The 24,991-nt window shown below is 40.7% G+C and carries 22 protein-coding genes and 1 tRNA gene; 9 read left to right on the top strand and 14 right to left on the bottom strand.

The annotated features are described in order from the left end of the window. From L0668_RS20325 to gnd, 14 genes are all read right to left on the bottom strand, one after another. Positions 1 to 92, bottom strand: a 92-nt coding sequence (locus tag L0668_RS20325; protein WP_017173303.1) for a GTP-binding protein, incomplete at its 3' end; no start/stop codon positions are given. A gap of 72 nt (positions 93 to 164) precedes the next feature. After that, a complete protein-coding gene (fusA, locus tag L0668_RS20320; RefSeq protein ID WP_235314564.1) occupies positions 165 to 2,270 on the bottom strand; it encodes an elongation factor G in 2,106 nt (701 codons plus the stop codon). A gap of 12 nt (positions 2,271 to 2,282) precedes the next feature. Next, on the bottom strand, positions 2,283 to 2,753 hold the full coding sequence (rpsG, locus tag L0668_RS20315) for a 30S ribosomal protein S7 (RefSeq protein ID WP_158966613.1): 471 nt from the start codon (positions 2,751 to 2,753) through the stop codon (positions 2,283 to 2,285). 79 nt (positions 2,754 to 2,832) lie between these two features. Continuing rightward, positions 2,833 to 3,207, bottom strand: a complete 375-nt coding sequence (gene rpsL / locus L0668_RS20310; RefSeq protein ID WP_158966615.1) for a 30S ribosomal protein S12 — start codon at positions 3,205 to 3,207, stop codon at positions 2,833 to 2,835. A gap of 226 nt (positions 3,208 to 3,433) precedes the next feature. Next, positions 3,434 to 7,618, bottom strand: a complete 4,185-nt coding sequence (rpoC, locus tag L0668_RS20305; RefSeq protein WP_235314563.1) for a DNA-directed RNA polymerase subunit beta' — start codon at positions 7,616 to 7,618, stop codon at positions 3,434 to 3,436. Positions 7,619 to 7,705: 87 nt separating this feature from the next. Beyond that, entirely contained in the window at positions 7,706 to 11,734 is a 4,029-nt protein-coding gene (gene rpoB, locus L0668_RS20300) for a DNA-directed RNA polymerase subunit beta (RefSeq protein ID WP_235314562.1), read from the bottom strand. Between the two features lie 279 nt (positions 11,735 to 12,013). Next, positions 12,014 to 12,388, bottom strand: coding sequence for a 50S ribosomal protein L7/L12 (gene rplL / locus L0668_RS20295; RefSeq protein ID WP_235314561.1), 375 nt, complete (start codon positions 12,386 to 12,388; stop codon positions 12,014 to 12,016). A 54-nt stretch (positions 12,389 to 12,442) separates the two neighbouring features. Beyond that, positions 12,443 to 12,961 carry a 50S ribosomal protein L10 gene (gene rplJ, locus L0668_RS20290; RefSeq protein ID WP_235314560.1) on the bottom strand — a complete coding sequence of 173 codons (519 nt, stop codon included), beginning with the start codon at positions 12,959 to 12,961 and terminating at the stop codon, positions 12,443 to 12,445. Between the two features lie 399 nt (positions 12,962 to 13,360). Further along, complete coding sequence (gene rplA, locus L0668_RS20285) at positions 13,361 to 14,050, bottom strand: 50S ribosomal protein L1 (protein ID WP_235314559.1); 690 nt, start codon at positions 14,048 to 14,050, stop codon at positions 13,361 to 13,363. Positions 14,051 to 14,053: 3 nt separating this feature from the next. Next, positions 14,054 to 14,482, bottom strand: a complete 429-nt coding sequence (gene rplK / locus L0668_RS20280) for a 50S ribosomal protein L11 (protein WP_235314558.1) — start codon at positions 14,480 to 14,482, stop codon at positions 14,054 to 14,056. A gap of 296 nt (positions 14,483 to 14,778) precedes the next feature. Further along, positions 14,779 to 15,315, bottom strand: coding sequence for a transcription termination/antitermination protein NusG (gene nusG / locus L0668_RS20275; protein WP_235314557.1), 537 nt, complete (start codon positions 15,313 to 15,315; stop codon positions 14,779 to 14,781). Between the two features lie 3 nt (positions 15,316 to 15,318). Continuing rightward, a complete protein-coding gene (secE, locus tag L0668_RS20270; RefSeq protein WP_235314556.1) occupies positions 15,319 to 15,696 on the bottom strand; it encodes a preprotein translocase subunit SecE in 378 nt (125 codons plus the stop codon). 57 nt (positions 15,697 to 15,753) lie between these two features. After that, positions 15,754 to 15,830: transfer RNA gene (locus L0668_RS20265), tRNA-Trp, on the bottom strand. A 300-nt stretch (positions 15,831 to 16,130) separates the two neighbouring features. Further along, the gene (gene gnd / locus L0668_RS20260; protein ID WP_235314555.1) at positions 16,131 to 17,585 is read right to left on the bottom strand and encodes a decarboxylating NADP(+)-dependent phosphogluconate dehydrogenase; all 1,455 of its coding nucleotides are present in this window, start codon (positions 17,583 to 17,585) and stop codon (positions 16,131 to 16,133) included. 372 nt (positions 17,586 to 17,957) lie between these two features. Here gnd and ftsB point away from each other — a divergent pair, with 372 nt between their 5' ends. From ftsB to rpoS, 9 genes are all read left to right on the top strand, one after another. Further along, the gene (gene ftsB, locus L0668_RS20255; RefSeq protein ID WP_235314554.1) at positions 17,958 to 18,236 is read left to right on the top strand and encodes a cell division protein FtsB; all 279 of its coding nucleotides are present in this window, start codon (positions 17,958 to 17,960) and stop codon (positions 18,234 to 18,236) included. Between the two features lie 4 nt (positions 18,237 to 18,240). Further along, positions 18,241 to 18,957, top strand: a complete 717-nt coding sequence (ispD, locus tag L0668_RS20250; protein ID WP_235314553.1) for a 2-C-methyl-D-erythritol 4-phosphate cytidylyltransferase — start codon at positions 18,241 to 18,243, stop codon at positions 18,955 to 18,957. After that, complete coding sequence (gene ispF, locus L0668_RS20245; RefSeq protein WP_235314552.1) at positions 18,954 to 19,439, top strand: 2-C-methyl-D-erythritol 2,4-cyclodiphosphate synthase; 486 nt, start codon at positions 18,954 to 18,956, stop codon at positions 19,437 to 19,439. The genes ispD and ispF overlap by 4 nt, the downstream gene beginning before the upstream one ends. Before the next feature lie 2 nt (positions 19,440 to 19,441). Then, entirely contained in the window at positions 19,442 to 20,494 is a 1,053-nt protein-coding gene (gene truD, locus L0668_RS20240) for a tRNA pseudouridine(13) synthase TruD (RefSeq protein ID WP_235314551.1), read from the top strand. Then, complete coding sequence (surE, locus tag L0668_RS20235) at positions 20,491 to 21,240, top strand: 5'/3'-nucleotidase SurE (RefSeq protein ID WP_235314550.1); 750 nt, start codon at positions 20,491 to 20,493, stop codon at positions 21,238 to 21,240. Before truD ends, surE begins: the two co-directional genes overlap by 4 nt. A 41-nt stretch (positions 21,241 to 21,281) precedes the next feature. Next, a complete protein-coding gene (locus L0668_RS20230; protein ID WP_235314549.1) occupies positions 21,282 to 21,920 on the top strand; it encodes a protein-L-isoaspartate(D-aspartate) O-methyltransferase in 639 nt (212 codons plus the stop codon). Then, positions 21,917 to 22,867 carry a polyprenyl-phosphate transporter gene (locus tag L0668_RS20225; RefSeq protein WP_502572564.1) on the top strand — a complete coding sequence of 317 codons (951 nt, stop codon included), beginning with the start codon at positions 21,917 to 21,919 and terminating at the stop codon, positions 22,865 to 22,867. The genes L0668_RS20230 and L0668_RS20225 overlap by 4 nt, the downstream gene beginning before the upstream one ends. Before the next feature lie 3 nt (positions 22,868 to 22,870). Further along, a complete protein-coding gene (locus tag L0668_RS20220; protein WP_235314548.1) occupies positions 22,871 to 23,707 on the top strand; it encodes a peptidoglycan DD-metalloendopeptidase family protein in 837 nt (278 codons plus the stop codon). A 65-nt stretch (positions 23,708 to 23,772) separates the two neighbouring features. After that, complete coding sequence (gene rpoS, locus L0668_RS20215; RefSeq protein ID WP_235314547.1) at positions 23,773 to 24,756, top strand: RNA polymerase sigma factor RpoS; 984 nt, start codon at positions 23,773 to 23,775, stop codon at positions 24,754 to 24,756. The last annotated feature ends 235 nt before the right edge of the window (positions 24,757 to 24,991 follow it).

Genomic DNA, 24,991 nt, shown 5'->3' with positions numbered 1-24,991 from the left:
GCAGCTGTTAATGTTGTTTTACCGTGGTCAACGTGGCCGATAGTACCGACGTTTACATGCGGTTTAGTACGTTCAAACTTTGCTTTTGCCATTTTACTGGTTTCCTAAGTTAAAAAATCCGGCTCTTTTTAGAGTAGAGCCCGGACCAGACCTTCATTAAAAATCTAAGACAGTCGTGAGTCAGTTATCGCTTTAGCGACATTACTGGGCACTTCTGAGTAATTAAAAAATTCCATTGAGTATGATGCTCGCCCCTGAGTCGCACTGCGTAAATCAGTAGCGTAGCCAAACATTTCTGATAAAGGAACTTTTGCATGTATTATTTTTATACCTGCAACACCATCATCCATGCCTTCAATCATACCGCGGCGTCTATTTAGATCACCGACTACATCACCCATCCAGTCTTCTGGAGTGGTAACTTCAACTTTCATAGTTGGCTCAAGTAATACTGGGTTTGCTTCAGCAGCCCCTTTCTTGAATCCCATCGAACCTGCAATTTTAAACGCCATTTCTGAAGAGTCAACATCATGATACGAACCATCAAACAAGGTAACTTTAACATCAAGTACCGGGTATCCAGCTACTACACCATTCTGCATTTGTTCTTCGATACCTTTGTCTACAGATGAGATAAATTCCTTCGGAACCGTACCACCTACAATTTGATTGACAAACTCGTACCCAGCGCCTTCTTCATTAGGCTCAATAGTTAACCAAACGTGACCATATTGGCCTTTACCGCCTGATTGACGAACAAACTTTCCTTCAGCATCAACTTTACTGCGAATGGTCTCACGATAGGCAACCTGAGGCTTACCTACTTTACAGTCAACATTAAACTCACGTTTCATTCGATCAACAATAATGTCAAGGTGCAGTTCACCCATACCTGAAATTATTGTCTGTCCTGATTCATCGTCAGTATGCACTCTGAAAGACGGGTCTTCAGCGGCTAGTTTACCTAGCGCAACACCCATTCTTTCTTGGTCTGGTTGAGAGCGTGGCTCTACAGCGATAGAAATAACCGGTTCCGGAAAGTCCATACGCTCTAAAGTAATAATATGATTCGGGTCACACAAGGTGTCACCTGTTGTCACATCTTTTAAACCAATTGCAGCCGCAATGTCACCGGCACGTACTTCTTTAAGCTCTTCTCTATCTTTGGCGTGCATTTGAACAATTCGTCCAAAGCGTTCTCGCTTAGCTTTTACCGGGTTATAAACTGAGTCACCTGAGTTCACAACACCAGAGTAGCAACGGAAAAAAGTTAAAGTACCAACAAAGGGGTCAGTAGCAATTTTAAATGCTAACGCAGAAAAAGGCGCATTATCGTCTGCAGGACGTGATGCTTCAGTTTCATCTTTGTCGTTTAATACACCTGTAATAGCCGGCACATCCATAGGAGCGGGTAAATATTCAATAACTGAATCGAGTACCGCTTGTACACCTTTGTTTTTAAATGCCGAACCACAAGTGGCAAGTACAATTTCGTTGTCCAGAGTACGTTTTCTTAAGCCAAATTTAATCTCGCTTTCGGTCAGCTCAATGCCTTCCAAATATTTATCCATCAATTCATCTGTCGCTTCAGCAGCCGCTTCAATTAGATTTGTACGAAGTTCTTCCGCACGCTCAATTAAATCAGCTGGGATGGCTTCATAAGTAAATGTCATACCTTGATCAGATTCATTCCAATTAATGGCTTTCATCTTAATTAGGTCAACAACTCCTTTGAAGGTTTCTTCAGCGCCGATATTTAAATGAATAGGAACACAATTAGCTCCTAAACGATTTTCAATTTGACTAACTACGCGCTCAAAGTCTGCACCAGCTCTATCCATCTTGTTGACAAATACCAAACGTGGAACGCGGTATTTATCTGCTTGACGCCATACTGTTTCAGACTGAGGCTCTACTCCTGACGATCCACAGAACACTACAACCGCACCATCTAGTACACGCAACGAACGCTCAACTTCAATAGTGAAGTCAACGTGTCCAGGGGTGTCTATGATATTGATACGATGTTGATCGTACTGCTTATCCATTCCCGACCAAAAACAGGTCGTCGCTGCCGAAGTAATGGTAATGCCGCGTTCTTGCTCTTGTTCCATCCAGTCCATAGTGGCTGCGCCATCATGTACTTCACCGATTTTATGAGATAATCCGGTATAAAACAGAACACGCTCAGTGGTTGTGGTTTTACCCGCATCCACGTGAGCGACAATTCCAATATTTCGATAACGCTCAAGGGGCGTATTACGAGCCATAGCTTTCTCTTATTACCAACGGTAGTGAGCGAATGCTTTGTTAGCTTCGGCCATACGGTGAACGTCTTCACGTTTCTTAACCGCTGAACCTTTGTTTTCTGCAGCATCGAGCATCTCAGCTGCAAGGCGTTGAGCCATTGATTTTTCACCACGTTTACGAGCAGCGTCAACTAACCAACGCATACCTAGAGCATTTCGACGAACGGGACGAACTTCTACTGGTACTTGGTACGTAGAACCACCAACACGACGAGATTTAACCTCGACTGTAGGGCGAATGTTGTCCAACGCTTCTTCAAATATGTCTAAGTGTGCTTTGTCAGCTTTAGAAGCAACAATTTCAAGCGCACCGTAAACGATTTTTTCAGCAGTCGATTTTTTGCCGTCTAACATAACGACATTCATAAATTTAGCAAGTAACTCTGATCCGAACTTAGGATCTGGTAGGATTTTACGTTGACCTACGACTCTTCTTCTTGGCATTTTCAAATTCTCCGTAGAATTTTCAGGATATTCCCAAAACTCAATTAATACTTAGTTTGGCCTTACTAACGGAGAACCGTTAAGACTTAGGCCTTTTTGCGCCGTATTTAGAACGGCCGGCTCTGCGATCACTTACGCCAGCACAATCTAATGTACCGCGGACAGTGTGATAACGAACACCTGGTAAATCTTTAACACGACCACCACGAATAAGAACAACACTGTGCTCTTGTAAGTTGTGACCTTCTCCACCAATGTATGAAGACACTTCAAAACCATTGGTTAAACGAACACGACACACTTTACGTAATGCTGAGTTCGGTTTTTTTGGTGTGGTGGTATATACACGAGTACATACTCCACGACGTTGTGGGCAGGCCTGCAAAGCAGCAACGTTGCTCTTCACTACTGGCTTTTGGCGGGGCTTGCGCACTAACTGGTTAACTGTTGCCATTAACTAGCTCCTGATTAAAATTACGACTGTTTAAGTCCTTTTTAAGGACCGTAAACGCGAAAAATCCGCGACTCAATTTTAAGTGACAATACAGTCACCTAATTTCGGGTCGCGGAAGTCTAATGATCAAACTATGTTCTGTCAAGTAAGACTGCTGTTAAACTGCACAATATGTGAGTTTAAACAACAATCTAACTTAGCCAGATCATTTTGTGATCCTATTTTACTACTCGTCAGCAGGAGTATCCGTTACTTCAGCATTTAATGCTTCAGTTAAGGCTAATTCTGCTTCAGATGCAGAAACTGAAGGTTCTTCAAGTTGCTGCAGTTCTGCTAGTTTTCTAGCAGCACGTTTTTGGTGATGGGTGAAACCTGTACCAGCTGGTATCAAGCGCCCAACAATAACGTTTTCTTTCAAGCCACGTAACTCATCTTCTTTACCTTGCACTGCTGCTTCGGTAAGTACACGAGTGGTTTCTTGGAAAGAGGCCGCTGAGATAAATGACTCAGTAGACAATGACGCTTTAGTGATACCCAATAACTGTGGTTCGTACTGAGCAGGAATTTTGCCTTGCTTTTCCAATTCACGGTTAGCGATTTTCACATTAGATACTTCTACTTGCTCACCTTCTAAGAAGTTAGTGTCGCCCGCATAAGTGATTAAACACTTACGCAACATTTGGCGAATAACAACTTCGATGTGCTTATCGTTAATTTTTACCCCTTGTAAGCGGTAAACTTCTTGTACTTCATTAACGATGTAGTTAGAAACAGCACTGATACCACGCAATCTAAGGATGTCATGCGGAGACTCTGGGCCATCAGCAATAACTTCACCTTTTTCAACGTTTTCACCTTCAAACACGTTAAGTTGACGCCACTTAGGGATCATCTCTTCGTAATGATCACCCTCTTTAGGTGTAATCATTAGGCGTTTCTTACCTTTAGTCTCCTTACCAAATCCGATCATACCTGATACTTCAGCTAGGATGGCAGGCTCTTTAGGCTTACGGGCTTCGAACAAGTCAGCTACCCGTGGAAGACCACCGGTAATATCACGAGTCTTCGAACTTTCTTGCGGAATACGTGCTAATACGTCACCAGGCTTAGCTTCCATACCATCAGTTGCTTCAATAGTAGTAAAGCTTGGTAAGCGAATTTCTTGTAAACCAAACTCTTCACTTTCTAGGATTAGTTTAGGCTCTTTAGCATTTGCTTTAGCAAGGTCGTTAACAACGATACGAGTTAAACCAGTTAACTCATCTTGTTGCATTTCAGTATTACTGTCATCAATGTCAGCAAAACTAATTTTTGCAGCACGTTCTGTCACGATTGGATGCGAATGCGGGTCCCAGTTAGCAACAATTTCACCAGAGGTAACTTTAGAACCGTCTTTAGTAGTAAGAATTGCACCGTAAGGAACTTTATAACGCTCTTTCTCACGACCTTGGTCATCAATAATAGTGACTTCAGTTGAACGAGAAACAATCACAACTTTTTCGTCGGTATTAATTACAAACTTAGCGTTATGTAATTTTAAGGTACCTGTTGTTTTAACTTGTACACTGTTCTCAGCAGATGCTCTAGATGCAGCACCACCGATGTGGAATGTACGCATGGTTAACTGTGTACCAGGTTCACCGATTGATTGAGCCGCAATAACACCAACAGCTTCACCATGGCCTACCATATGTCCACGAGCCAAATCACGGCCGTAACATTTAGCACAAACACCAAAGTCATTTTCACAAGTGATAACTGAACGTACTTGAATTTGATCAACAGAGTTAACTTCAAGTAAGTCTACTAACGCTTCGTCTAGAAGAACGTTACGTTCTACTAACACTTCATTAGTACCAGGTTTTAATACATCTTCAGCAACAGTTCGACCTAACACTCGTTCGCGAAGAGGTTCAACAACATCGCCACCTTCAATTAGCGGTGTCATTTTAACACCTTCGAAAGTACCACAATCATCATTGTTGATAATCAAGTCTTGTGCAACGTCAACTAAACGTCGAGTTAGATAACCCGAGTTAGCTGTTTTCAATGCTGTATCGGCCAAACCTTTACGAGCACCGTGAGTAGATATAAAGTACTGCAGTACGTTTAGACCTTCACGGAAGTTAGCTGTGATAGGTGTTTCGATGATTGAACCATCTGGTTTTGCCATCAAACCACGCATACCCGCTAACTGACGAATCTGTGCGGGGCTACCACGAGCACCAGAATCGGCCATCATAAATACTGAGTTAAATGAAACCTGTTCTTCTGTTTCACCGTCACGATTGACAACTGATTCAGTAGACAAGTTTTCCATCATGGCTTTAGCTACTTTTTCATTCGCATTTGACCAGATATCGATAACTTTGTTGTATCGCTCACCCGCTGTAACAAGACCTGATTGGAATTGCTCTTGGATTTCGCGTACTTCAGCTTCAGCACCTTCGATAATATCTTTCTTATCATCCGGAATTACCATGTCATCAATACCTACAGATGCACCCGCGATCATCGCGTAATGGAAACCTGTATACATGATTTGGTCAGCTGCGATAACAGTATCTTTCAAACCTAAGGTACGGTAACAAGCATTCAATAACTTAGAAATCTGCTTTTTACCCATAGCGATGTTGATAATTTCGAAAGGTACACCTTTAGGTAAAACTTCCGAGAAAATAGCACGACCAACAGTAGTATCAGTCAAAGTAACTTTTTCGCTTCTGTTACCTTCAGCGTCAGTTTCGTATTCGGTAATACGTACTTTGATACGAGCATGTAATTCAGCATGACCGGTACGGTACGCTTTTTCAGCTTCTTTAGGGCTAGTGAATACCATGCCTTCACCCAAACCATTTACACGGTCACGGGTCAAATAATATAAACCTAATACAACATCCTGTGAAGGAACGATAATTGGCTCACCGTTCGCAGGAGATAAGATGTTGTTGGTAGACATCATTAATGCACGAGATTCTAACTGAGCTTCAATCGTCAACGGTACGTGAACAGCCATTTGGTCACCATCGAAGTCGGCGTTATATGCCGCACATACTAATGGGTGTAACTGAATCGCTTTACCTTCGATTAGGGTTGGTTCAAATGCTTGAATACCTAGTCTGTGAAGAGTGGGTGCACGGTTAAGTAATACTGGGTGTTCGCGAATGACTTCGTCTAGAACGTCCCATACTTCCGGATCTTCACGTTCAACTAATTTCTTAGCTGCTTTGATAGTTGTGGCAAGACCACGACCTTCTAATTTACCGTAGATAAATGGTTTGAATAATTCAAGTGCCATTTTCTTAGGTAGACCACACTGGTGTAAACGAAGTGTTGGACCAACTGTAATTACAGAACGACCTGAATAATCAACACGTTTACCTAGTAAGTTCTGACGGAAACGACCTTGTTTACCTTTGATCATATCAGCCAAAGATTTAAGAGGACGTTTGTTAGAACCTGTAATTGCGCGACCACGACGACCGTTATCTAGAAGGGCATCAACCGCTTCTTGTAACATACGTTTTTCGTTACGTACGATAATGTCTGGTGCAGCTAGGTCTAATAAACGTTTAAGACGATTGTTACGGTTAATAACACGACGATATAAATCGTTTAGATCTGAAGTCGCAAAACGGCCACCATCTAGTGGTACCAAAGGACGTAAATCTGGTGGTAAAACCGGAAGAACAGTTAAAATCATCCACTCTGGTTTGTTGCCAGATAATTGGAATGACTCTAATAATTTTAAACGCTTAGTAATTTTCTTACGCTTAGTTTCAGAGTTAATAGTGGGTAACTCTTCACGCATAGCAACAACATCAGCATCAACATCAAGTGCTTTAAGCAATTCAAAAACTGCTTCAGCACCCATTTTAGCTTCAAATTCATCACCATGCTCTTCAAGTGCATCCAAATACTCTTCTTCAGTTAGAAGTTGGCTACGCTCTAGCGTTGTCATACCTGGCTCTGATACCACGTATGATTCAAAATAAAGTACTCGCTCAATATCACGTAATGTCATATCTAACATTAGGCCGATACGAGACGGTAATGATTTTAGGAACCAAATATGTGCAACTGGACTTGCCAATTCAATGTGACCCATACGCTCACGACGTACTTTAGTTAAGGTTACTTCAACCCCACATTTTTCACATATCACACCACGGTGCTTAAGGCGCTTATATTTACCACATAAACATTCGTAATCTTTAACTGGCCCAAAAATACGAGCACAGAATAAACCATCACGTTCAGGTTTAAAGGTACGGTAGTTAATTGTTTCTGGCTTCTTAACTTCACCAAATGACCAAGACCGGATCATTTCCGGTGATGCTAGACCAATTCGAATATTATCGAACTCTTCAGTCTTATGTTGTTGCTTAAGAAACTTTAATAAATCTTTCACATTTCTCTCCCAGCGGAGTCAATTGCAAAGGTCTAACACATGCACAAACATGTGCTAGACCATCCTATGTAGAGCTCAGTAGAGCGCTTACTGCTCTTCTAGTTCGATGTTGATACCTAGTGAACGGATTTCTTTCAACAATACGTTGAATGATTCCGGCATACCAGGTTCCATACGATGATCGCCATCCACAATGTTTTTATACATTTTGGTACGGCCATTCACGTCATCAGACTTAACGGTTAACATTTCTTGCAAGGTATAAGCAGCACCATAAGCTTCAAGTGCCCATACTTCCATCTCTCCGAAACGTTGACCACCGAACTGAGCTTTACCACCCAACGGCTGTTGAGTAACCAAGCTGTAAGAACCAGTTGAACGCGCATGCATTTTGTCATCAACCAAGTGGTTAAGTTTCAGCATGTACATATAACCTACGGTCACTGGACGCTCAAATGGGCGACCTGTACGACCGTCGAACAAAGTAATTTGTCCGCTTTCAGGAATGTCTGCCAAGGTTAACATATGCTTGATTTCTGCTTCAGTTGCACCGTCAAATACTGGTGTAGCCATAGGCACACCGGCACGTAAATTATCGGCTAAACGGTTCACTTCATCATCAGTAAAGTTATCAATATCAACTACTTGGTGAGATTTACCTGCGCTGTAAACTTCTTTTAAGAAGTTACGCAACTTAGACATCTCTTCGTGCTCTTTAAGCATACGGTCAATCTTCACACCGATACCGCTTGCAGCCATACCTAAGTGAGTTTCTAATATCTGACCGATGTTCATACGCGAAGGAACACCTAGCGGGTTCAATACGATGTCTACAGGTGTACCGTTTTCATCGTAAGGCATATCTTCAACTGGTTGGATTGTCGAGATAACACCTTTGTTACCGTGACGTCCAGCCATTTTATCACCAGGTTGGATATGACGTTTAACTGCAAGGTAAACCTTAACAATTTTCAGCACACCTGGTGCCAAGTCATCACCTTGAGTGATCTTACGACGTTTAATTTCAAACTTAGTGTCGAAGTCAGATTTGATTTCAGAATGCTGTTCAGCAATCTGATCAAGTTCTGCTTGCTGATCTTCATCATCTAATGTGATGTCGAACCACTTATCACGAGGTGTACTATCAAGTTTAGCTTGATCAACACCTGCTTTAATTAGCAAGTTGCTTGCTCGTGCAAAAATACCATCAGCAAGAATATTAAATTCGTCGCCAAGATCTTTTTTCACTTCACGTAATTGCATATCTTCAATTTCGCGTGCACGTTTATCTTTTTCAACACCGTCTCGAGTGAAGACCTGAACGTCGATAACCGTGCCGTGTACACTATTTGGTACACGTAACGAGGTATCTTTAACGTCAGACGCTTTTTCACCAAAGATGGCTCTTAAAAGTTTTTCTTCCGGAGTAAGTTGTGTTTCACCTTTAGGTGTCACTTTACCGACTAAGATATCGCCGCCTTTCACTTCGGCACCGATATATACCACACCAGAATCATCCAATTTACCTAACGCAGATTCACCCACATTTGGGATATCAGCACTGATTTCTTCTGGACCAAGCTTGGTATCACGAGCGATACAGCTTAATTCTTGAATGTGGATAGAAGTAAATCTGTCTTCTTGCGCTACGCGCTCAGAAATCAAGATTGAATCTTCGAAGTTATAACCATTCCAAGGCATAAATGCGATACGCATGTTTTGACCAAGTGCTAGTTCACCTAAATCGGTAGACGGACCATCAGCCAACACGTCGCCAGCCACAATAGGCTCACCAACATTACAAGTTGGTTTTTGGTTAATACATGTGTTTTGGTTTGAACGGGTGTATTTAGTTAAATTGTAAATGTCGATACCAGCTTCACCGGCAGTCATTTCATTTTCATTTACTTTAATTACGATTCGACTTGCATCTACGTAGTCAACCGTACCACCACGTTTTGCGACAACGGTCACTCCAGAGTCAACAGCAACTGTTTTCTCCATACCTGTTCCAACCAATGGCTTTTGCGCAATTAGGGTAGGTACGGCTTGACGTTGCATGTTAGCACCCATCAAGGCTCGGTTAGCATCATCGTGTTCTAGGAACGGAATAATACTAGCGGCTACAGATACAATTTGTTGTGGTGAAACATCCATATATTTAATGTCATCTACAGACATTAAAGTGGTTTCACCACGGTGACGACATGGAATAAGGTCGTCTGCTAATTTACCATCATCATCTAAGGCTACGTTAGCCTGTGCAATGGCATATTGACCTTCTTCGATGGCTGACAAGTAATCAATCTCGTCAGTCAACGCACCGTCAACAATTTTACGATAAGGTGTTTCTAAGAAACCAAAATCGTTGGTACGAGCAAAACTCGATAAAGAGTTGATCAAACCAATGTTTGGCCCTTCAGGTGTTTCGATTGGACATAAACGACCGTAGTGAGTAGCGTGTACATCTCGGACTTCAAATCCAGCACGTTCACGAGTCAAACCACCTGGACCTAAAGCAGAAATACGACGTTTATGCGTCACTTCTGACAATGGGTTATTCTGATCCATAAATTGAGATAACTGGCTTGAGCCAAAGAACTCTTTTACAGCTGCAGAAATAGGTTTAGCGTTAATTAGATCTTGAGGCATAACGGCATCAAGGTCACCTAAACTTAAACGTTCTTTCACGGCACGCTCTACACGTACTAGACCGACTCGGAATTGGTTCTCGGCCATTTCGCCAACAGAACGAATACGACGGTTTCCTAAGTGATCGATATCATCAACGTCATCTTTACCATCACGAATTTGAATTAATTGCTTCATTACAGCAACGATATCGTCTTTGTCTAAGGTGCCAGCACCGGTAGATTCTTCACGACCAATTCGACGGTTAAACTTCATTCGACCTACAGATGACAAATCGTATCTATCTTCTGAAAAGAATAAATTAGTGAATAATGTTTCTGCTGCATCTTTAGTAGGTGGCTCACCAGGACGCATCATGCGATAAATTTCAACTAAAGCTTCTAGCTTATTAGTAGAACTATCGATACGTAAGGTGTTTGAAATATAAGCACCATGATCTAGTTCGTTAATATAAAGTGTATCGAAAGACGTTAAACCTGACTCTACTAGCTCGGCTAAGTTTTCTATAGTTAACTCATCGTTCGCTGATACAATGACTTCACCTGTTTCTTCGTTGATATAATCACGTGCAAATACGCGACCAATCAAATACTCTGCAGGGACTTCAAGTTCAGTAATTTTCGCTTTTTCTAAGGCACGCGTATGGCGAGCAGAAATACGACGACCAGTTTCAACTAGTACTTTACCGTCAGCATCTAATATGTCGAACTGTGCAGTTTCACCACGAAGGCGATCTGGTACCACATCAGACAGAAATTTTTCACCTTCAATTCTTACTTGGTTTGTTTCAAAGAACAAACTTAGAATTTCTTCGGTAGGCATTTCTAAAGCACGTAACATAATAGTCGCAGGTAATTTACGACGTCTGTCTATACGCACAAATAGATTATCTTTAGGGTCAAATTCAAAGTCTAACCACGAACCACGGTAAGGTATAACACGAGCGTTATACAACACTTTACCTGATGAGTGAGTTTTACCTTTGTCGTGATCGAAGAACACACCTGGTGAACGATGCAGTTGCGACACAATAACACGCTCAGTACCATTGATAACAAATGTTCCGTTATCTGTCATGAGTGGAATTTCACCCATGTATACTTCTTGCTCTTTGATGTCTTTAACTGTGCCTGGTGCTGCTTCTCTATCGAACAACACTAAACGCAATTTCACGCGCAACGGTGCAGAATATGTAACACCACGAATTTGACATTCTTTCACGTCAAATACTGGGGCACCTAAACGGTAACTTACATACTGTAATTCAGAGTTTCCTGAATAACTTTTGATAGGGAAAACCGATCGAAATGCTGCTTCCAAACCATGTTGACCATCTACATCTAGGTCAATAAATTTCTTAAAAGAATCTAATTGGATTGAAAGAAGATACGGTATTTCCAGTACCTGTGGGCGTTTGCCAAAATCCTTACGGATACGTTTCTTTTCGCTATAGGAGTAAACCATGGGTTCCTCAGCCTGCCGATTTTTGACCCAACTTGCTTAACGAGTGCACTCATTAAACAAACTTCCGCTATCCTTTAAACTATATTTAAATTCTTTTCCAAAGTCATTAAGAGGCTTACTTAACTTATTGGTTTTATTAGATTTTAAATATATTTTGCACTTTTTAACTAGGATCCATATCAAAGGATGAAAATATCAAATCCTACAGCGCAAAAAGGCTGGTGACTAAAAAGTCACCAGCCTATGCCATTTCAGGCTAACAATCTGTGTTTAGGCAGATTATTTAAGCTCAACTTCAGCGCCAGCTTCTTCAAGCGTCTTCTTAAGTTCTTCAGCTTCAGCTTTGTCAACGCCTTCTTTGATAGCTTTAGGAGCAGATTCAACTACTTCTTTAGCTTCTTTAAGACCTAGGCCAGTTGCGCCACGTACCGCTTTGATTACTGCAACTTTGTTAGCACCGAAAGATGTCATAACAACATCAAATTCAGTTTGTTCTGCAGCAGCTTCAGCGCCACCAGCAGCAGGTGCAGCAACAGCTACAGCTGCAGCAGCAGAAACGTTAAATTTCTCTTCAGCTGCTTCGATTAGTTCAACTAATTCCATTACTGGCATTTCAGCAATTGCGTTTAAAATATCTTCTTTAGTTAGAGCCATTTCTCTAAACTCCTGGGTTTAATGTTAAAAATTTAAAATGTACAAAGAGGAAAATTATTTTTCTTCTTTGATCGCTGCCAATACACGCACAAATTTGCCTGGAACTTCGTTGATAGTTTGAACGAATTTCTCGGCAGGTGCTTTGAAGGTAGCCAATAATCTTGACAACGCTTCGTCGCGGGTAGGAAGTGACGCTACTGCATCCAATTTTTCAGGACCCAATAAACCACTACCAATAGAAAGTGCAGTTACGTTTAACTTGTCGTTAGTTTTGCAAAAGTCTTTGAAAAGACGTGCAGCACCACCAGGTGCTTCTATTGAAAAACCATAAATCAAAGGACCAGTTAACGCACTGTCAAGGTCAGAGAACTTACTTTCAGCTAAAGCACGTTTTGCAAGAGTGTTACGAACTACTCGTAAGTAAACACCTTGTTCGCGAGCTTTAACACGAAGGTCAGTTAATTCTGCCACTTCCATGCCACGGTATTCAGCAACGGCAACAGATAGAGCTTGAGATGCAACGTCACTAATTTCCGCTACGATCTCTTTTTTTGCTGCTAAGCCTAATGCCACTGAGTTCACCTTCTTAATGTCTGAAAACTTTTTCCAAAGGAAATCATTTTCAGGATTCACAGATTGATGTCATTGTTTGAAGAATTAACTCCTAACAAATCCACCGCTCTACGGTGTTCGTTAATCCCAGAGAGTCTGAGTCGATACCACCGTCTGCGCAGGCTTATGTTTTAAGTAAATTGTTTAGTATAAAGATTTTACAACCTTTATCACGGAAAATGCTCTCTTACTTCACCTTCCAATTTACGCCTGCGGTCTTGGACGAGAGTCTGGCGTTTAGTTAGTTTTGCAAATTGCTTGTACAAAACAAAGAAACTCAGACTCTAACCCATAACCTTTATAGAGAAGTTAGCCATTTGACTAACCTTGCTTTAGCCTAGACTAAAGCGACCAACTAACTTATAGGCTAGTTTGGTCTACAGAAACACCTGCACCCATTGTTGTGCTAAGGCTAATTTTCTTAATGAAAGTGCCTTTAGCTGAAGAAGGCTTAGCTTTATTAAGCGCTTCTAGCAATGCTGCTAAGTTTTCTTGAATTTGATTTGCTTCAAAAGCGATTTTACCGATGCTAGCATGGATAATACCGTTTTTGTCGTTACGATAACGAACCTGACCAGCTTTAGCATTTTTAACTGCTGTTGCTACGTCAGGTGTTACAGTACCAGTTTTAGGGTTAGGCATAAGTCCACGTGGACCTAAGATTTGGCCTAATTGACCTACAACGCGCATTGCATCTGGAGAAGCAACAACAACGTCAAAGTTCATTTCGCCTTTCTTAACTAAATCAGCTAAGTCATCCATACCTACAATATCTGCTCCGGCTTCTTTTGCTTTTTCAGCATTAGCGCCTTGAGTAAATACAGCAACACGTACGTCTTTACCTGTTCCATTTGGTAATACAGTTGCGCCACGAACGTTTTGATCAGATTTCTTCGCGTCAATTCCAAGGTTAACTGCAACGTCAACACTTTCTGCAAATTTAGCTGTCGCTAATTCTTTTAACAAAGCAACCGCTTCATTAAATTCGTATTCTTTAGTTGTATCAACCTTCTCTGCAACTAAGCGAGCGCGTTTTGATAATTTAGCCATGTCTTATCCCTCTACCACTAAGCCCATGCTGCGGGCAGAGCCAGCAATGGTGTTTACTGCTGCATCTAAACTTGCTGCAGTCAAATCAGGTTCTTTAGTTTTAGCAATTTCTTCTAATTGCGCGCGCGTCACTTTACCCACTTTTTCAGTGTTAGGACGGCCAGAACCACTTTTCACGCCTGCAGCTTTCTTAAGTAAGAAAGAAGCAGGAGGTGTTTTAGTAAGGAAAGTAAAAGAACGATCTTCGTAAACAGTAATTTCTACTGGTACTGGTGCGCCTTTTTCTAAGCTTTCTGTTTTTGCGTTAAACGCTTTACAGAATTCCATGATATTTACACCGTGTTGACCTAATGCAGGACCAACTGGTGGACTAGGGTTCGCAGCACCTGCCGCAACCTGAAGCTTAATTAAGCCAGTGACTTTCTTCGCCATGATAATACTCTCTAATTTGGGTATAACGCCTTGTAAACACTGAGAATGCTTACTCGATCGGCTTCCCGTTCTAATAAAAAGGGCCGCGAATTATAGATGAATCCGCAGCCCTATACAAGTCTAATTATTGACTTTTTTAAATTTTATGCTTGATAGAAATGAATCGGTGTCAAATGGTGAAATATAAACAACTAGGTTAAGTAGTCAATCACACGTCCCTGATGATCTTCATCCGGACTTGCCATCCATGGCAAGTCGTTCGCTCGGGCGCTACTACGTAGCTAAAGAATCCTCGCTTACCCTTTTTCTACTTGGCCGAACTCTAGTTCTACTGGAGTTGAACGACCAAATATAAGTACAGACACTTTCAAGCGGCTTTTTTCGTAATCCACTTCTTCTACCACACCATTGAAATCGGCAAAAGGGCCATCGGTAACACGTACCACTTCGCCCGGCTCGAACAATGTTTTTGGTTTTGGCTTATCCACGCCTTCTTCAAGACGGTTCAAGATAGCATTAGCTTCTTTAGTAGTGATAGGTGCAGGACGGTCAGATGTACCACCGATAAAACCTAGTACTCTAGGTACACTTTTCACTAAATGCCATGAATCTTCATTCATGTCCATTTGCACTAACACATAGCCTGGGAAAAATTTACGTTCACTTTTTCTTTTTTGACCGGCACGCATTTCAACGACTTCTTCAGTGGGTACTAAAATCTCACCAAAATAATCTTCCATTTCGTGCATTCTGATATGTTCTAGTAAAGTTTTTTGAACTCGACCTTCATAACCAGAAAAAGCTTGTACAACGTACCATTTTTTATCAGACATGGCTTAAATTCCTAATCCTGTAATGAAAGACACAACTTCAACAATAATGCCGTCTAAGCCCCATAAGATAAGCGCCATGACGACTGTAGCCGCTAGCACTATCATAGTGGTAGTAGTTGTTTCTTGGCGGGTAGGCCAAACTACTTTGCGAACCTCTGTGCGAGAGTCTTTAGCAAAGGTAATAAAAGCGCTACCTTTAACGGTTGTAGATGCAATAAAGCCCGCTAACCCAACAGCAACCACTGCGATAATTGCAATATACAGAACAGATAGTTCTGGTAAAAAATGATTAGCTGCAACTATGCCTGCTAACAAAGCTATCGTAACCAACCATTTAAGCGTATCTAATGGATTGGAACTGTTTTCTGTATTCTCGCTCATGCTAAACCCTAGTTTCTTACTTATTGCATAACCCGCAACGGATTACTTTGCCTAATATGGCAGGGGTGGAGGGATTCGAACCCCCAGCCATCGGTTTTGGAGACCGCTGTTCTACCAATTGGAACTACACCCCTAAAAAATCTTTAGCGTCTGATTACAAGCTTCTAACCAATAAACAACGCGAAATTTAGTTACACCAGCCTTGTAGAATCATAGATTTTTTGGAAAAATTCTGAATCAACATCAAGGAGGGAGGCGTATTATACTTATTGCGAATCTGGATTCAAGAAGAAAGATCTAGAATAACCAAGAATTAGTCAGCATAAAACACTTATAACACTACCTAAAAGTAAAAAGCCCAACAAAAAAACTTTGCTGGGCTTTAACGCCTGTTACAATTTTGAGCTTTCGCTCAATATGTTAATAGTAATTAGTTAAGCGTTATAAGTAGAAGATGAAGTATTACCACCACGTCCAGTCCAGTTAGTATGGAAGAACTCGCCTCTTGGCTTGTCAGTGCGCTCATAAGTATGAGCGCCGAAGTAATCACGTTGAGCTTGCAACAAGTTTGCAGGCAAACGTTCTGTACGATATCCATCAAAGTAATTTAATGCCGCAGTCAAACAAGGAGCAGGAACACCTGTTGTGATAGCGTTGACTGCAACACGTCTCCATCCTTCTTGAGCATTAACTACTGTATCTCTGAAGTAATCATCTAAAAGAAGATTATTTAGCTCAGGATTTTTATCGAATGCTTCTTTAATTTTACCTAAGAAAGCCGAACGAATAATACAACCACCACGCCACATTAGTGCAATGCCACCGTAGTTTAGGTTCCAGTTAAATTCTTTAGCGGCTTCACGCATCAAAGTATAACCTTGAGCATAAGAAACAATTTTAGCGGCCAATACTGCTTGACGTAAATCTTCGATAAACGCGGCTTTGTCACCGTTAAATTCTTTAGCTGGACCTGAAATAACTTTAGACGCTTCTACACGCTCATCTTTAAGGGCTGAAATACAACGAGCAAATACAGACTCAGCAATAAGCGTAAGTGGTACACCAAGATCAAGAGCAACTACGCCAGTCCATTTACCTGTACCTTTTTGCCCAGCTGTATCTAGGATTTTTTCAACTAGAGGACCGCCATCTTCATCTTTATATGCCAAGATGTCACGGGTGATTTCTACTAGGTAACTATCTAGCTCAGTAGTATTCCACTCTTTAAAAACTTCGTGCATTTCATCGGCAGACATACCTAATACTTCTTTCATGATTTGGTATGCTTCACACAACAATTGCATGTCGCCATATTCAATACCATTGTGAACCATCTTCACGAAATGGCCTGCACCGTTTTCGCCAACGTAATCACAACAAGGTGAGCCATCTTCAACTTTAGCAGAGATATCTTGGAAAATAGGTTTAACAGCTTGCCATGCTTCAGCTGATCCGCCAGGCATGATAGATGGACCTTTCAAGGCTCCTTCTTCACCACCAGACACACCAGCACCAACAAAGTTAATGCCTTTTTCTGCACAGTACTTCTCACGACGTATTGTGTCTGGGAAGTGTGTGTTACCACCATCGATAATAATGTCACCTTTATCTAATAAAGGTAAAAGTTGTTCAATTGTGGCATCTACTGGCGCACCAGATTTCACCATGATCATTATTTTTCTTGGGGTAGCTAGAGATTGAACTAACTCTTCTACTGAATAGGCTCCACGAATGGTTTCACCTTTAGCTCTACCATTAATAAAGTTTTCAACTTTGTCTGTTGAACGATTATATGCCGTAACTGTGTAACCTTTACTAGCCATATTAAGAATTAGGTTTTCACCCATAACAGCAAGGCCTATTAAGCCAATATCAGATAGAGTTTTCATAGAGTTCCAATTTTTTGTTTTAATTTAAGAGTGTGAGTAACCGAATAAATATATACCCTTTGAAGACCGCACTCGTCAAAAGCCCACTATTTCGGATTGTCAGTATTTTACCCAACATTTAGTCAGTTACCATCCTAGCGATAAATAAAAATAAGAATGCATTAGAATAAGAAATTCTGATTTGGCTTTTACTGGTCATATCTCTGAATTCAAATACGCATATCAATGTTAGCTAATCGACACCTAAAATCACAATGAAGAAAATAAAAGGGCCTACAAATGGTGCATATACTTATTAACTTTAATAATACTTTTAAAGCCCCTAAAACCTCGGCATAATGCGTTATATCAGATGACTTGGAGAACAATACAATGAAATGGCTGACAGTTATATTAGCTTGTTTATTTTGTATGCTCCAGTATCGTTTATGGTTTGGTAAAAACAGTGTGCCAGACTTTATGATAAAAAAAGAGCAGGTTGCCCTCCAGGTCACTCAAAATAGTAATTTAGCCCAGCGCAATAATTTATTAAAAGCCGATATTCATGATTTAAAAATGGGCTTAGATGCAGCTGAAGAAAAAGCCAGAAATGGTTTAGGACTAATTAAACAAGGCGAAACGTTCTACCGTATTCTGCCCTCCGAACAATAATGTAATGTCGTCAAAATCTTTATACTCAGTGGTTTTACCTGCAGCAGGTATTGGTAAACGTATGTTGTCTGAAATACCAAAGCAATATTTAACAATTGCTGGTCGTACTATCATTGAACACACCATATCCGTATTACTCAAACATCCCCAAATTAGACGAGTGATTGTGGTGCTCAATCCAGAAGATGCAATATTTAACACATTACCCATAGCACAAAATCCAAAAGTAGAAACAACTATTGGCGGCAAAGAACGTGCAGATTCGGTATTGGCTGGGCTACAACATCTAGATGAACAAGAACAATGGGGTTTAGTCCACGATGCTGCTAGACCATGCTTATCACTGAATGATATTTCCAAGCTAATAGCAATAGCCGAACAAGGGGATATTGGTGGGATCCTTGCTAGCAGAGTGCGGGATACCATGAAACGCTCAGACACAAGTAATACAATTTTGCATACAGAGTCTCGGGAAAATTTATGGCACGCACTCACCCCGCAATTTTTTAATTTAACTGAGCTTAAATATGCATTAGAAACGGCAAAAAATGACAAAGCGTTAATTACAGACGAAGCCTCTGCAATAGAATATATAGGCAAACCGGTAAAGTTAATTGAAGGGCAAGCCTCAAACCTTAAGGTGACTCAACCTGAAGATTTATTATTAGCCGAGTTTTATCTAACTCAAAACAAAAATAGCCACTACATGGAGATACTATGAGTTTTAGAATAGGTCATGGTTATGACGTACATAAATTCGGCGGCCCCGGCCCTATTATTATTGGCGGCACCTCTATCCCTCACGAAACAGGGTTAATCGCCCATTCGGATGGAGACGTAGCCTTACATGCTTTGTGTGATGCGCTTTTAGGGGCTTTAGCCCTAGGCGACATTGGCAAACACTTTCCAGACACCGATCCAACCTTATCCGGCATTGATAGTAGAGAGCTACTCAGACATGTTTATCAACTCGTCGAAGATCAAGGATATCAACTTGGTAATTTGGATTTAACTATAGTCGCCCAATCTCCTAAAATGGCTCCTCATATAGACACGATGCGCAATCTTATTGCAAAAGATTTACATGCAGATATAAGCCAAGTCAATGTAAAAGCCACCACCACAGAGAAACTAGGTTTTGCTGGCAGAAAAGAGGGCATTGCCTCTCATGCCGTTGTATTGCTTATCAAAAAGGAAAGTTAAGCTTGTTATCCACTAAACATTGGTTACGACAATATCCGTCTCTAGGAATTAGTGGCCAACTTAAAACTTCAGCTGAAGATTTTCAAGTGACAGAAACTTTAGGTTATGAACCCACTGGCGAAGGTGAACATATATACTTATGGGTTGAAAAAATAGGCCTAAATACAGCCTACTTAGCCGAACAAATTGCAAAGTTTACTAAACTGCCACTACGCAATGTCACTTACGCTGGACGTAAAGATAAACATGCCTTGACCAATCAATGGTTTAGTGTGCATCTACCAGGGAAAGGCGAATTTGACTGGAACACATTTGAAGAACCTGGCGCAAAAGTTTTACATGCAGTTAGACATAACAAAAAGCTTAGAACCGGTGTACTAAAAGGTAATTACTTCAATATTACTCTCAGAAATCTAACATCCGTTAAAAATATTGAACAACGCCTACAAATTATTGCCAGCCAGGGAGTGCCTAACTATTACGGGGCCCAACGGTTTGGCGATACTCGTTATGACGACAGAGGCGGTAATTTAGTATTGGCCGAAAAAATGATAAACGGCGAGTCTATTCGTAATCGTAATAAACGCTCTATGGCCATATCGGCGTTACGCTCTTGGTTTTTTAACGAAAATATACACACTAGATTAAAACAAGATAATTTGACTAATGCATTGGCCGGCGACGTTATGCAATTGGCCGGCAGTAATAGTTTTTTTTGCGCTATTCATATTGATGAAGACACCATAAATCGCCTTGACGAGCGAGATATCTACACCACAGGGCCATTATGGGGAATCGGCGAATTAGCGAGTCAGTTAGTTACCTTGCAACAGGAAAACTCGACTGCTGAACAAAATAGTTCAATCACCCAGTTGTTAGAATCATTAGGCCTAAAACAAGAAAGGCGAGCATTAAGGTTGTTTCCACAACAGATGTCTTGGACACTCAAAAATAGTGATTTGAATTTACAATTTTCATTACCTGCAGGCTGTTTTGCTACTTCAGTGATCCGTGAAATAATTGATGTCAACCAAGAAATACTGGAGCATCCATGAATATATTATTGAGTAATGATGACGGCGTATTTGCTAAAGGATTAGCCGCTTTATATTCAGAGTTAAGTAAGCAGCACCAAGTGACTGTAGTTGCACCAGACAGAAACTGCAGCGCATCGAGTAACGCATTATCAATTCAATCGCCATTGCGCGTACAAAAAATGGATAACAACTTTTACGCGGTTAATGGTACACCCTCTGATTGTGTGCATCTTGGAATTAACCAACTACTTAAACAAGAACCAGACTTGGTCATTTCTGGTATTAATCATGGGGCAAATTTAGGTGACGATGTTATCTATTCTGGCACAGTAGCGGCGGCAACCGAAGGCAGACACATGGGCTTGCCAGCAATTGCAGTGTCATTAGCGAGCAAAGAAGCTAAACACTTTGGAGGAACAGCCCAAATTGTGTCAGATATTATCGATTTATTAGTTGAACATCCCTTACCTGCCGATCAAATTTTAAACGTAAATACACCAGATTTACCCTACCAAGCAATAAAAGGTATACAAGTCACTCGTCAGGGTAGACGGCACAAAGCCGAAAGTATGACGAAAGCGAAAGACCCTCATGGCAGAGATATTTATTGGTATGGGGATGTCGGTCCAGAATTAGATGCGGGTGAAGGTACCGACTTTTATGCAATAGCAAACGGTTATTGTTCGATTACACCACTTAGTATCGATATGACTGCTTATGATAGCCTTGAATCATTATCCTATTGGATCAAAAAAATTAAATAATTATTAGAGCCCAAACGCTTATAGATGGAGCCCAAAACACAATGAGAACAAACTCACGTAAAGGTGAAAGTTTAGCCCAACTACTCCACGCAGAGGGGATCACTAACACTAAAGTACTGGCCGCAATTGCTAACATACCGAGGGAGTTTTTTCTGCCTGACGCGTTGCGCCATAAAGCCTATCAAAACACCGCACTTCCTATTGGCCAAGGGCAGACTATTTCACAGCCATATATAGTGGCGCGGATGACAGAGCTGTTGTTAGAATCTGACAATAACTCGCAAACAGTTTTAGAGATAGGCACAGGTTCGGGTTACCAAACTGCTGTATTGGCTCAACTTTTCACTCAGGTTTTTTCAGTTGAAAGAATTAAAACTCTACAATTTCAAGCCAAAAGAAGAATGAACCAACTTGATTTACATAATGTGAAAATGAAACATGGTGATGGCTGGCAAGGGTGGTCTAGTAAAGGACCATACGATGCCATTATAGTAACCGCAGCAGCTAGCTCAATGCCAAAAGAACTCTATCAGCAATTAAATGACGGCGGTCGTTTAATCATACCTGTGGGTGAATCAAACCAAGAATTACATTGTATTACCCGTCGTGGTGATGAATTTGAATCAAAAATTATTGAAGCAGTTAGATTTGTGCCCCTAGTGGCAGGAGAAATCATTTGAGCCACGCGAATAAGAACAGGACAAAAAGCCAATATATTGGAATTGCCGCTAGAGGATCTTTGATGGGTGCTGCAGATGCTGTTCCTGGTGTGTCAGGGGGCACTATCGCCTTTATGACCGGGATATACGAAGAACTTATATATTCGCTTAAACAATGTGGCCCTTCTGCTTTGAAAGTGTTTTTTAGCCAGGGAATAAAACAAGCTTGGCTGCATATTAACGGTGCATTTTTGATCTCCTTGTTTACGGGAATAATACTTAGCATACTCACTATATCTCGTGTAGTTTTATATCTTTTAGCCGAACACCCAGTATTATTATGGTCATTCTTTTTTGGGTTAATTTTAGCTGCAGTATGGTCGTTAATCAGACACATACCACAATGGAACATGGGTTTAGCCTGTACATTTTTAGTAGGTGCCGCTACTGCTTATTTCATTACAACTATCAGTCCAACGAACGTAGAGTCAACACCGTTAATTGTATTTTTATCAGGGATGATAGCCATCTGCGCTATGATCTTACCGGGTATATCTGGCAGCTTTTTACTTCTATTGCTGGGCATGTACGCGCCTATGTTGACGGCTGTAAAAGAGTTACAAATTTTTACCTTAGCTATTTTTGCACTAGGTTGTGTTTTTGGTTTACTAAGCTTCTCTCATGTATTGAGTTGGATGTTCAAACATTATAAAACTGTTACTTTAGCTTTATTAGGCGGCTTTATGTTAGGTTCACTCAACAAAGTATGGCCTTGGAAACATACATTAGAATCAGTAATTAATAGGCACGGAAAGGAAATACCTTTAGTTCAAGAAAACATTTTGCCACAATCTTTCGAAACTCTTAACCAACAACCTTCTCAGGCTTGGTTTGCACTAGCTTTAATGATTAGTGGTCTACTAATTGTTTTAATACTCGAAAAGGTCGGACAAGAAAGCGATTTGTGATTTATGGATCTTACTGCAACTCATAAAACGTTCTATGCATACTATTTATTATTAATTAGTTTAGTTTTCACAAGTTGTACGAATAGGAATACCCCCGCACCAGTCAAAGAGTTGTATCAGGGTAAGTCCTATATTGATTTCGAGGCGGACGCCTATAAAGCTAATATATATATTGTCAGTAAAGGGGATACTTTATTTTCAATCGCTTGGTTTAGTGGCAATGACTACCGCGATTTAGCCCAAATTAATAACATAAAAAAGCCATACAATATCTACCCAGGACAGACAATACAACTCAAATCAATAACTAGTTCAATTAGACAAAGGTCTCAAAAGAGCACTGGTAAGACCTCAAAAATTATTACAAATCAAACGGTTGACCTGCCTAAAAAGCAGGCGTATGGTGAAAGTGAACAGAATGTTAATAGCGATTCTAAAGAATCTGCCATTGGCAAATTTCCTTACCAAGTAAAACGATGGTCTTGGCCGACAAATAAGCCTGTTACTAAAGGCTTTTCAGCAAAAGACGATGGTAATAAGGGCTTGGACTTTTCGGGGAATTTAGGCTCGCCTATATTGGCTGCCGCTGATGGAAAAGTTGTCTACACAGGCAATGCATTAAGAGGTTTTGGTCAACTGGTCATTATTAAGCATACGGAGGCTTATTTATCTGCTTATGCACACAACGACCAAATACTTGTAAAAGAACAGCAATGGGTCAAAAGAGGCCAACAGATTGCTAATATGGGTGATAGTGGAACCGATAAGGTTAAGCTTCATTTTGAAGTTAGGTACAAAGGTAAATCAATTAATCCTTTGAACTACTTACCCAAAAGATAATAACAATAAATTATAACAATTAGATTAGGAGACGTTACAGAATTTACCGTTAAGGAGTCATTGTTATGAGCCAAGAAAAGACAGTTGAAGTAGAAGTTAATGTGTTTACCGATATTGAAGAAGCGGTTGAACGAGAATTGGCTAAAGCTGAAAAAGAGTCTGACACTCAGTTAGAAGAAATTTTATCCTCCAAAGAAGACAAGAAAAAAAACCTAGATGCCACCCAACTTTATTTAGGTGAAATCGGATTTTCCCCACTACTTACCGCTGAGGAAGAAGTCTACTTTTCTCGACGCGCCTTAAAAGGCGACGAAGCTTCGCGAAAACGTATGATCGTCAGTAATTTACGTTTAGTAGTAAAAATTGCTCGCCGATACAACAACCGTGGTTTAGCCTTATTAGATTTGGTTGAAGAAGGTAATCTAGGCCTTATTAGAGCCGTTGAAAAATTTGATCCAGAACGAGGATTTAGGTTTTCAACTTATGCCACATGGTGGATAAGACAAACCATAGAACGGGCAATTATGAATCAAACCAGAACGATTCGTTTACCCATACACGTAGTTAAAGAGCTAAACGTTTACCTTCGAGCAGCTAGAGAACTAGCTCAAATTCTAGATCATGAACCTACAGCCGAAGAAATCGCTGAAGCACTTGATAAACCAGTTGCTGATGTAACCAAAATGTTACGCCTAAATGAAAGGATCACATCGGTTGATACTCCAATCGGAGGTGAGAATGACAAGGTATTATTAGATGTAATTGCTGATGACAATGGACACGGTCCAGAGGAAGATCTGCAAGATTCAGACGTTAAAGGTAATATTATTAAATGGTTAGAAGACTTAAACCCAAAGCAAAGAGAAGTGCTGGCTAGGCGTTTTGGTTTAATGGGTTATGAACCCTCTACATTAGAAGATGTAGGCGTGGAAATAGGCTTAACCCGAGAACGTGTGAGGCAAATTCAAGTTGAAGCTCTACGCAGATTACGCGACATGTTAGGAAATAAAGGCTTAGATTTAGAAGCCGTATTTAATAAGCTCAGTTAATAAACCTAATTTCTAGAATAACGACACTATCTACTCGAAGCCCCTAGATTAATTTCCTGGGGCATTTTACATGTAAGCGTCCGTGATACCACCTATTGCTAACGGATGATAGTTTTGGGTGCATATCATCATGGATGTGCACAATCCTACCTTGAAGCATTTAAACACCAGATAGCAAAAAAGGGCTACCCGTTTGGATAGCCCTTCTTCTAATTGGGAGTCTGGCAGTGTGCTA

The sequence above is a fragment of the Paraglaciecola algarum genome, assembly GCF_021532655.1.
Taxonomy (GTDB): Bacteria; Pseudomonadota; Gammaproteobacteria; order Enterobacterales; family Alteromonadaceae; genus Paraglaciecola; species Paraglaciecola algarum.
The sequence above is the reverse complement of the archived record's forward strand: the minus strand, read 5'-3'. Positions and strand labels throughout refer to the sequence as shown.

What these genes read in the sequence shown, in the direction of transcription:
- secE (WP_235314556.1), bottom strand. Translation starts at nt 15,696, where the DNA reads ATGAGCGAGAATACAGAAAACAGTTCCAATCCATTAGATACGCTTAAA.
- rpoS (WP_235314547.1), top strand. Translation starts at nt 23,773, where the DNA reads ATGAGCCAAGAAAAGACAGTTGAAGTAGAAGTTAATGTGTTTACCGAT.
- rpoB (WP_235314562.1), bottom strand. Translation starts at nt 11,734, where the DNA reads ATGGTTTACTCCTATAGCGAAAAGAAACGTATCCGTAAGGATTTTGGC.
- ispD (WP_235314553.1), top strand. Translation starts at nt 18,241, where the DNA reads ATGTCGTCAAAATCTTTATACTCAGTGGTTTTACCTGCAGCAGGTATT.
- nusG (WP_235314557.1), bottom strand. Translation starts at nt 15,315, where the DNA reads ATGTCTGATAAAAAATGGTACGTTGTACAAGCTTTTTCTGGTTATGAA.
- gnd (WP_235314555.1), bottom strand. Translation starts at nt 17,585, where the DNA reads ATGAAAACTCTATCTGATATTGGCTTAATAGGCCTTGCTGTTATGGGT.
- fusA (WP_235314564.1), bottom strand. Translation starts at nt 2,270, where the DNA reads ATGGCTCGTAATACGCCCCTTGAGCGTTATCGAAATATTGGAATTGTC.
- rplK (WP_235314558.1), bottom strand. Translation starts at nt 14,482, where the DNA reads ATGGCGAAGAAAGTCACTGGCTTAATTAAGCTTCAGGTTGCGGCAGGT.
- surE (WP_235314550.1), top strand. Translation starts at nt 20,491, where the DNA reads ATGAATATATTATTGAGTAATGATGACGGCGTATTTGCTAAAGGATTA.
- rplA (WP_235314559.1), bottom strand. Translation starts at nt 14,050, where the DNA reads ATGGCTAAATTATCAAAACGCGCTCGCTTAGTTGCAGAGAAGGTTGAT.
- rplL (WP_235314561.1), bottom strand. Translation starts at nt 12,388, where the DNA reads ATGGCTCTAACTAAAGAAGATATTTTAAACGCAATTGCTGAAATGCCA.
- rpsG (WP_158966613.1), bottom strand. Translation starts at nt 2,753, where the DNA reads ATGCCAAGAAGAAGAGTCGTAGGTCAACGTAAAATCCTACCAGATCCT.
- L0668_RS20230 (WP_235314549.1), top strand. Translation starts at nt 21,282, where the DNA reads ATGAGAACAAACTCACGTAAAGGTGAAAGTTTAGCCCAACTACTCCAC.
- ispF (WP_235314552.1), top strand. Translation starts at nt 18,954, where the DNA reads ATGAGTTTTAGAATAGGTCATGGTTATGACGTACATAAATTCGGCGGC.
- rpsL (WP_158966615.1), bottom strand. Translation starts at nt 3,207, where the DNA reads ATGGCAACAGTTAACCAGTTAGTGCGCAAGCCCCGCCAAAAGCCAGTA.
- L0668_RS20220 (WP_235314548.1), top strand. Translation starts at nt 22,871, where the DNA reads ATGGATCTTACTGCAACTCATAAAACGTTCTATGCATACTATTTATTA.
- ftsB (WP_235314554.1), top strand. Translation starts at nt 17,958, where the DNA reads ATGAAATGGCTGACAGTTATATTAGCTTGTTTATTTTGTATGCTCCAG.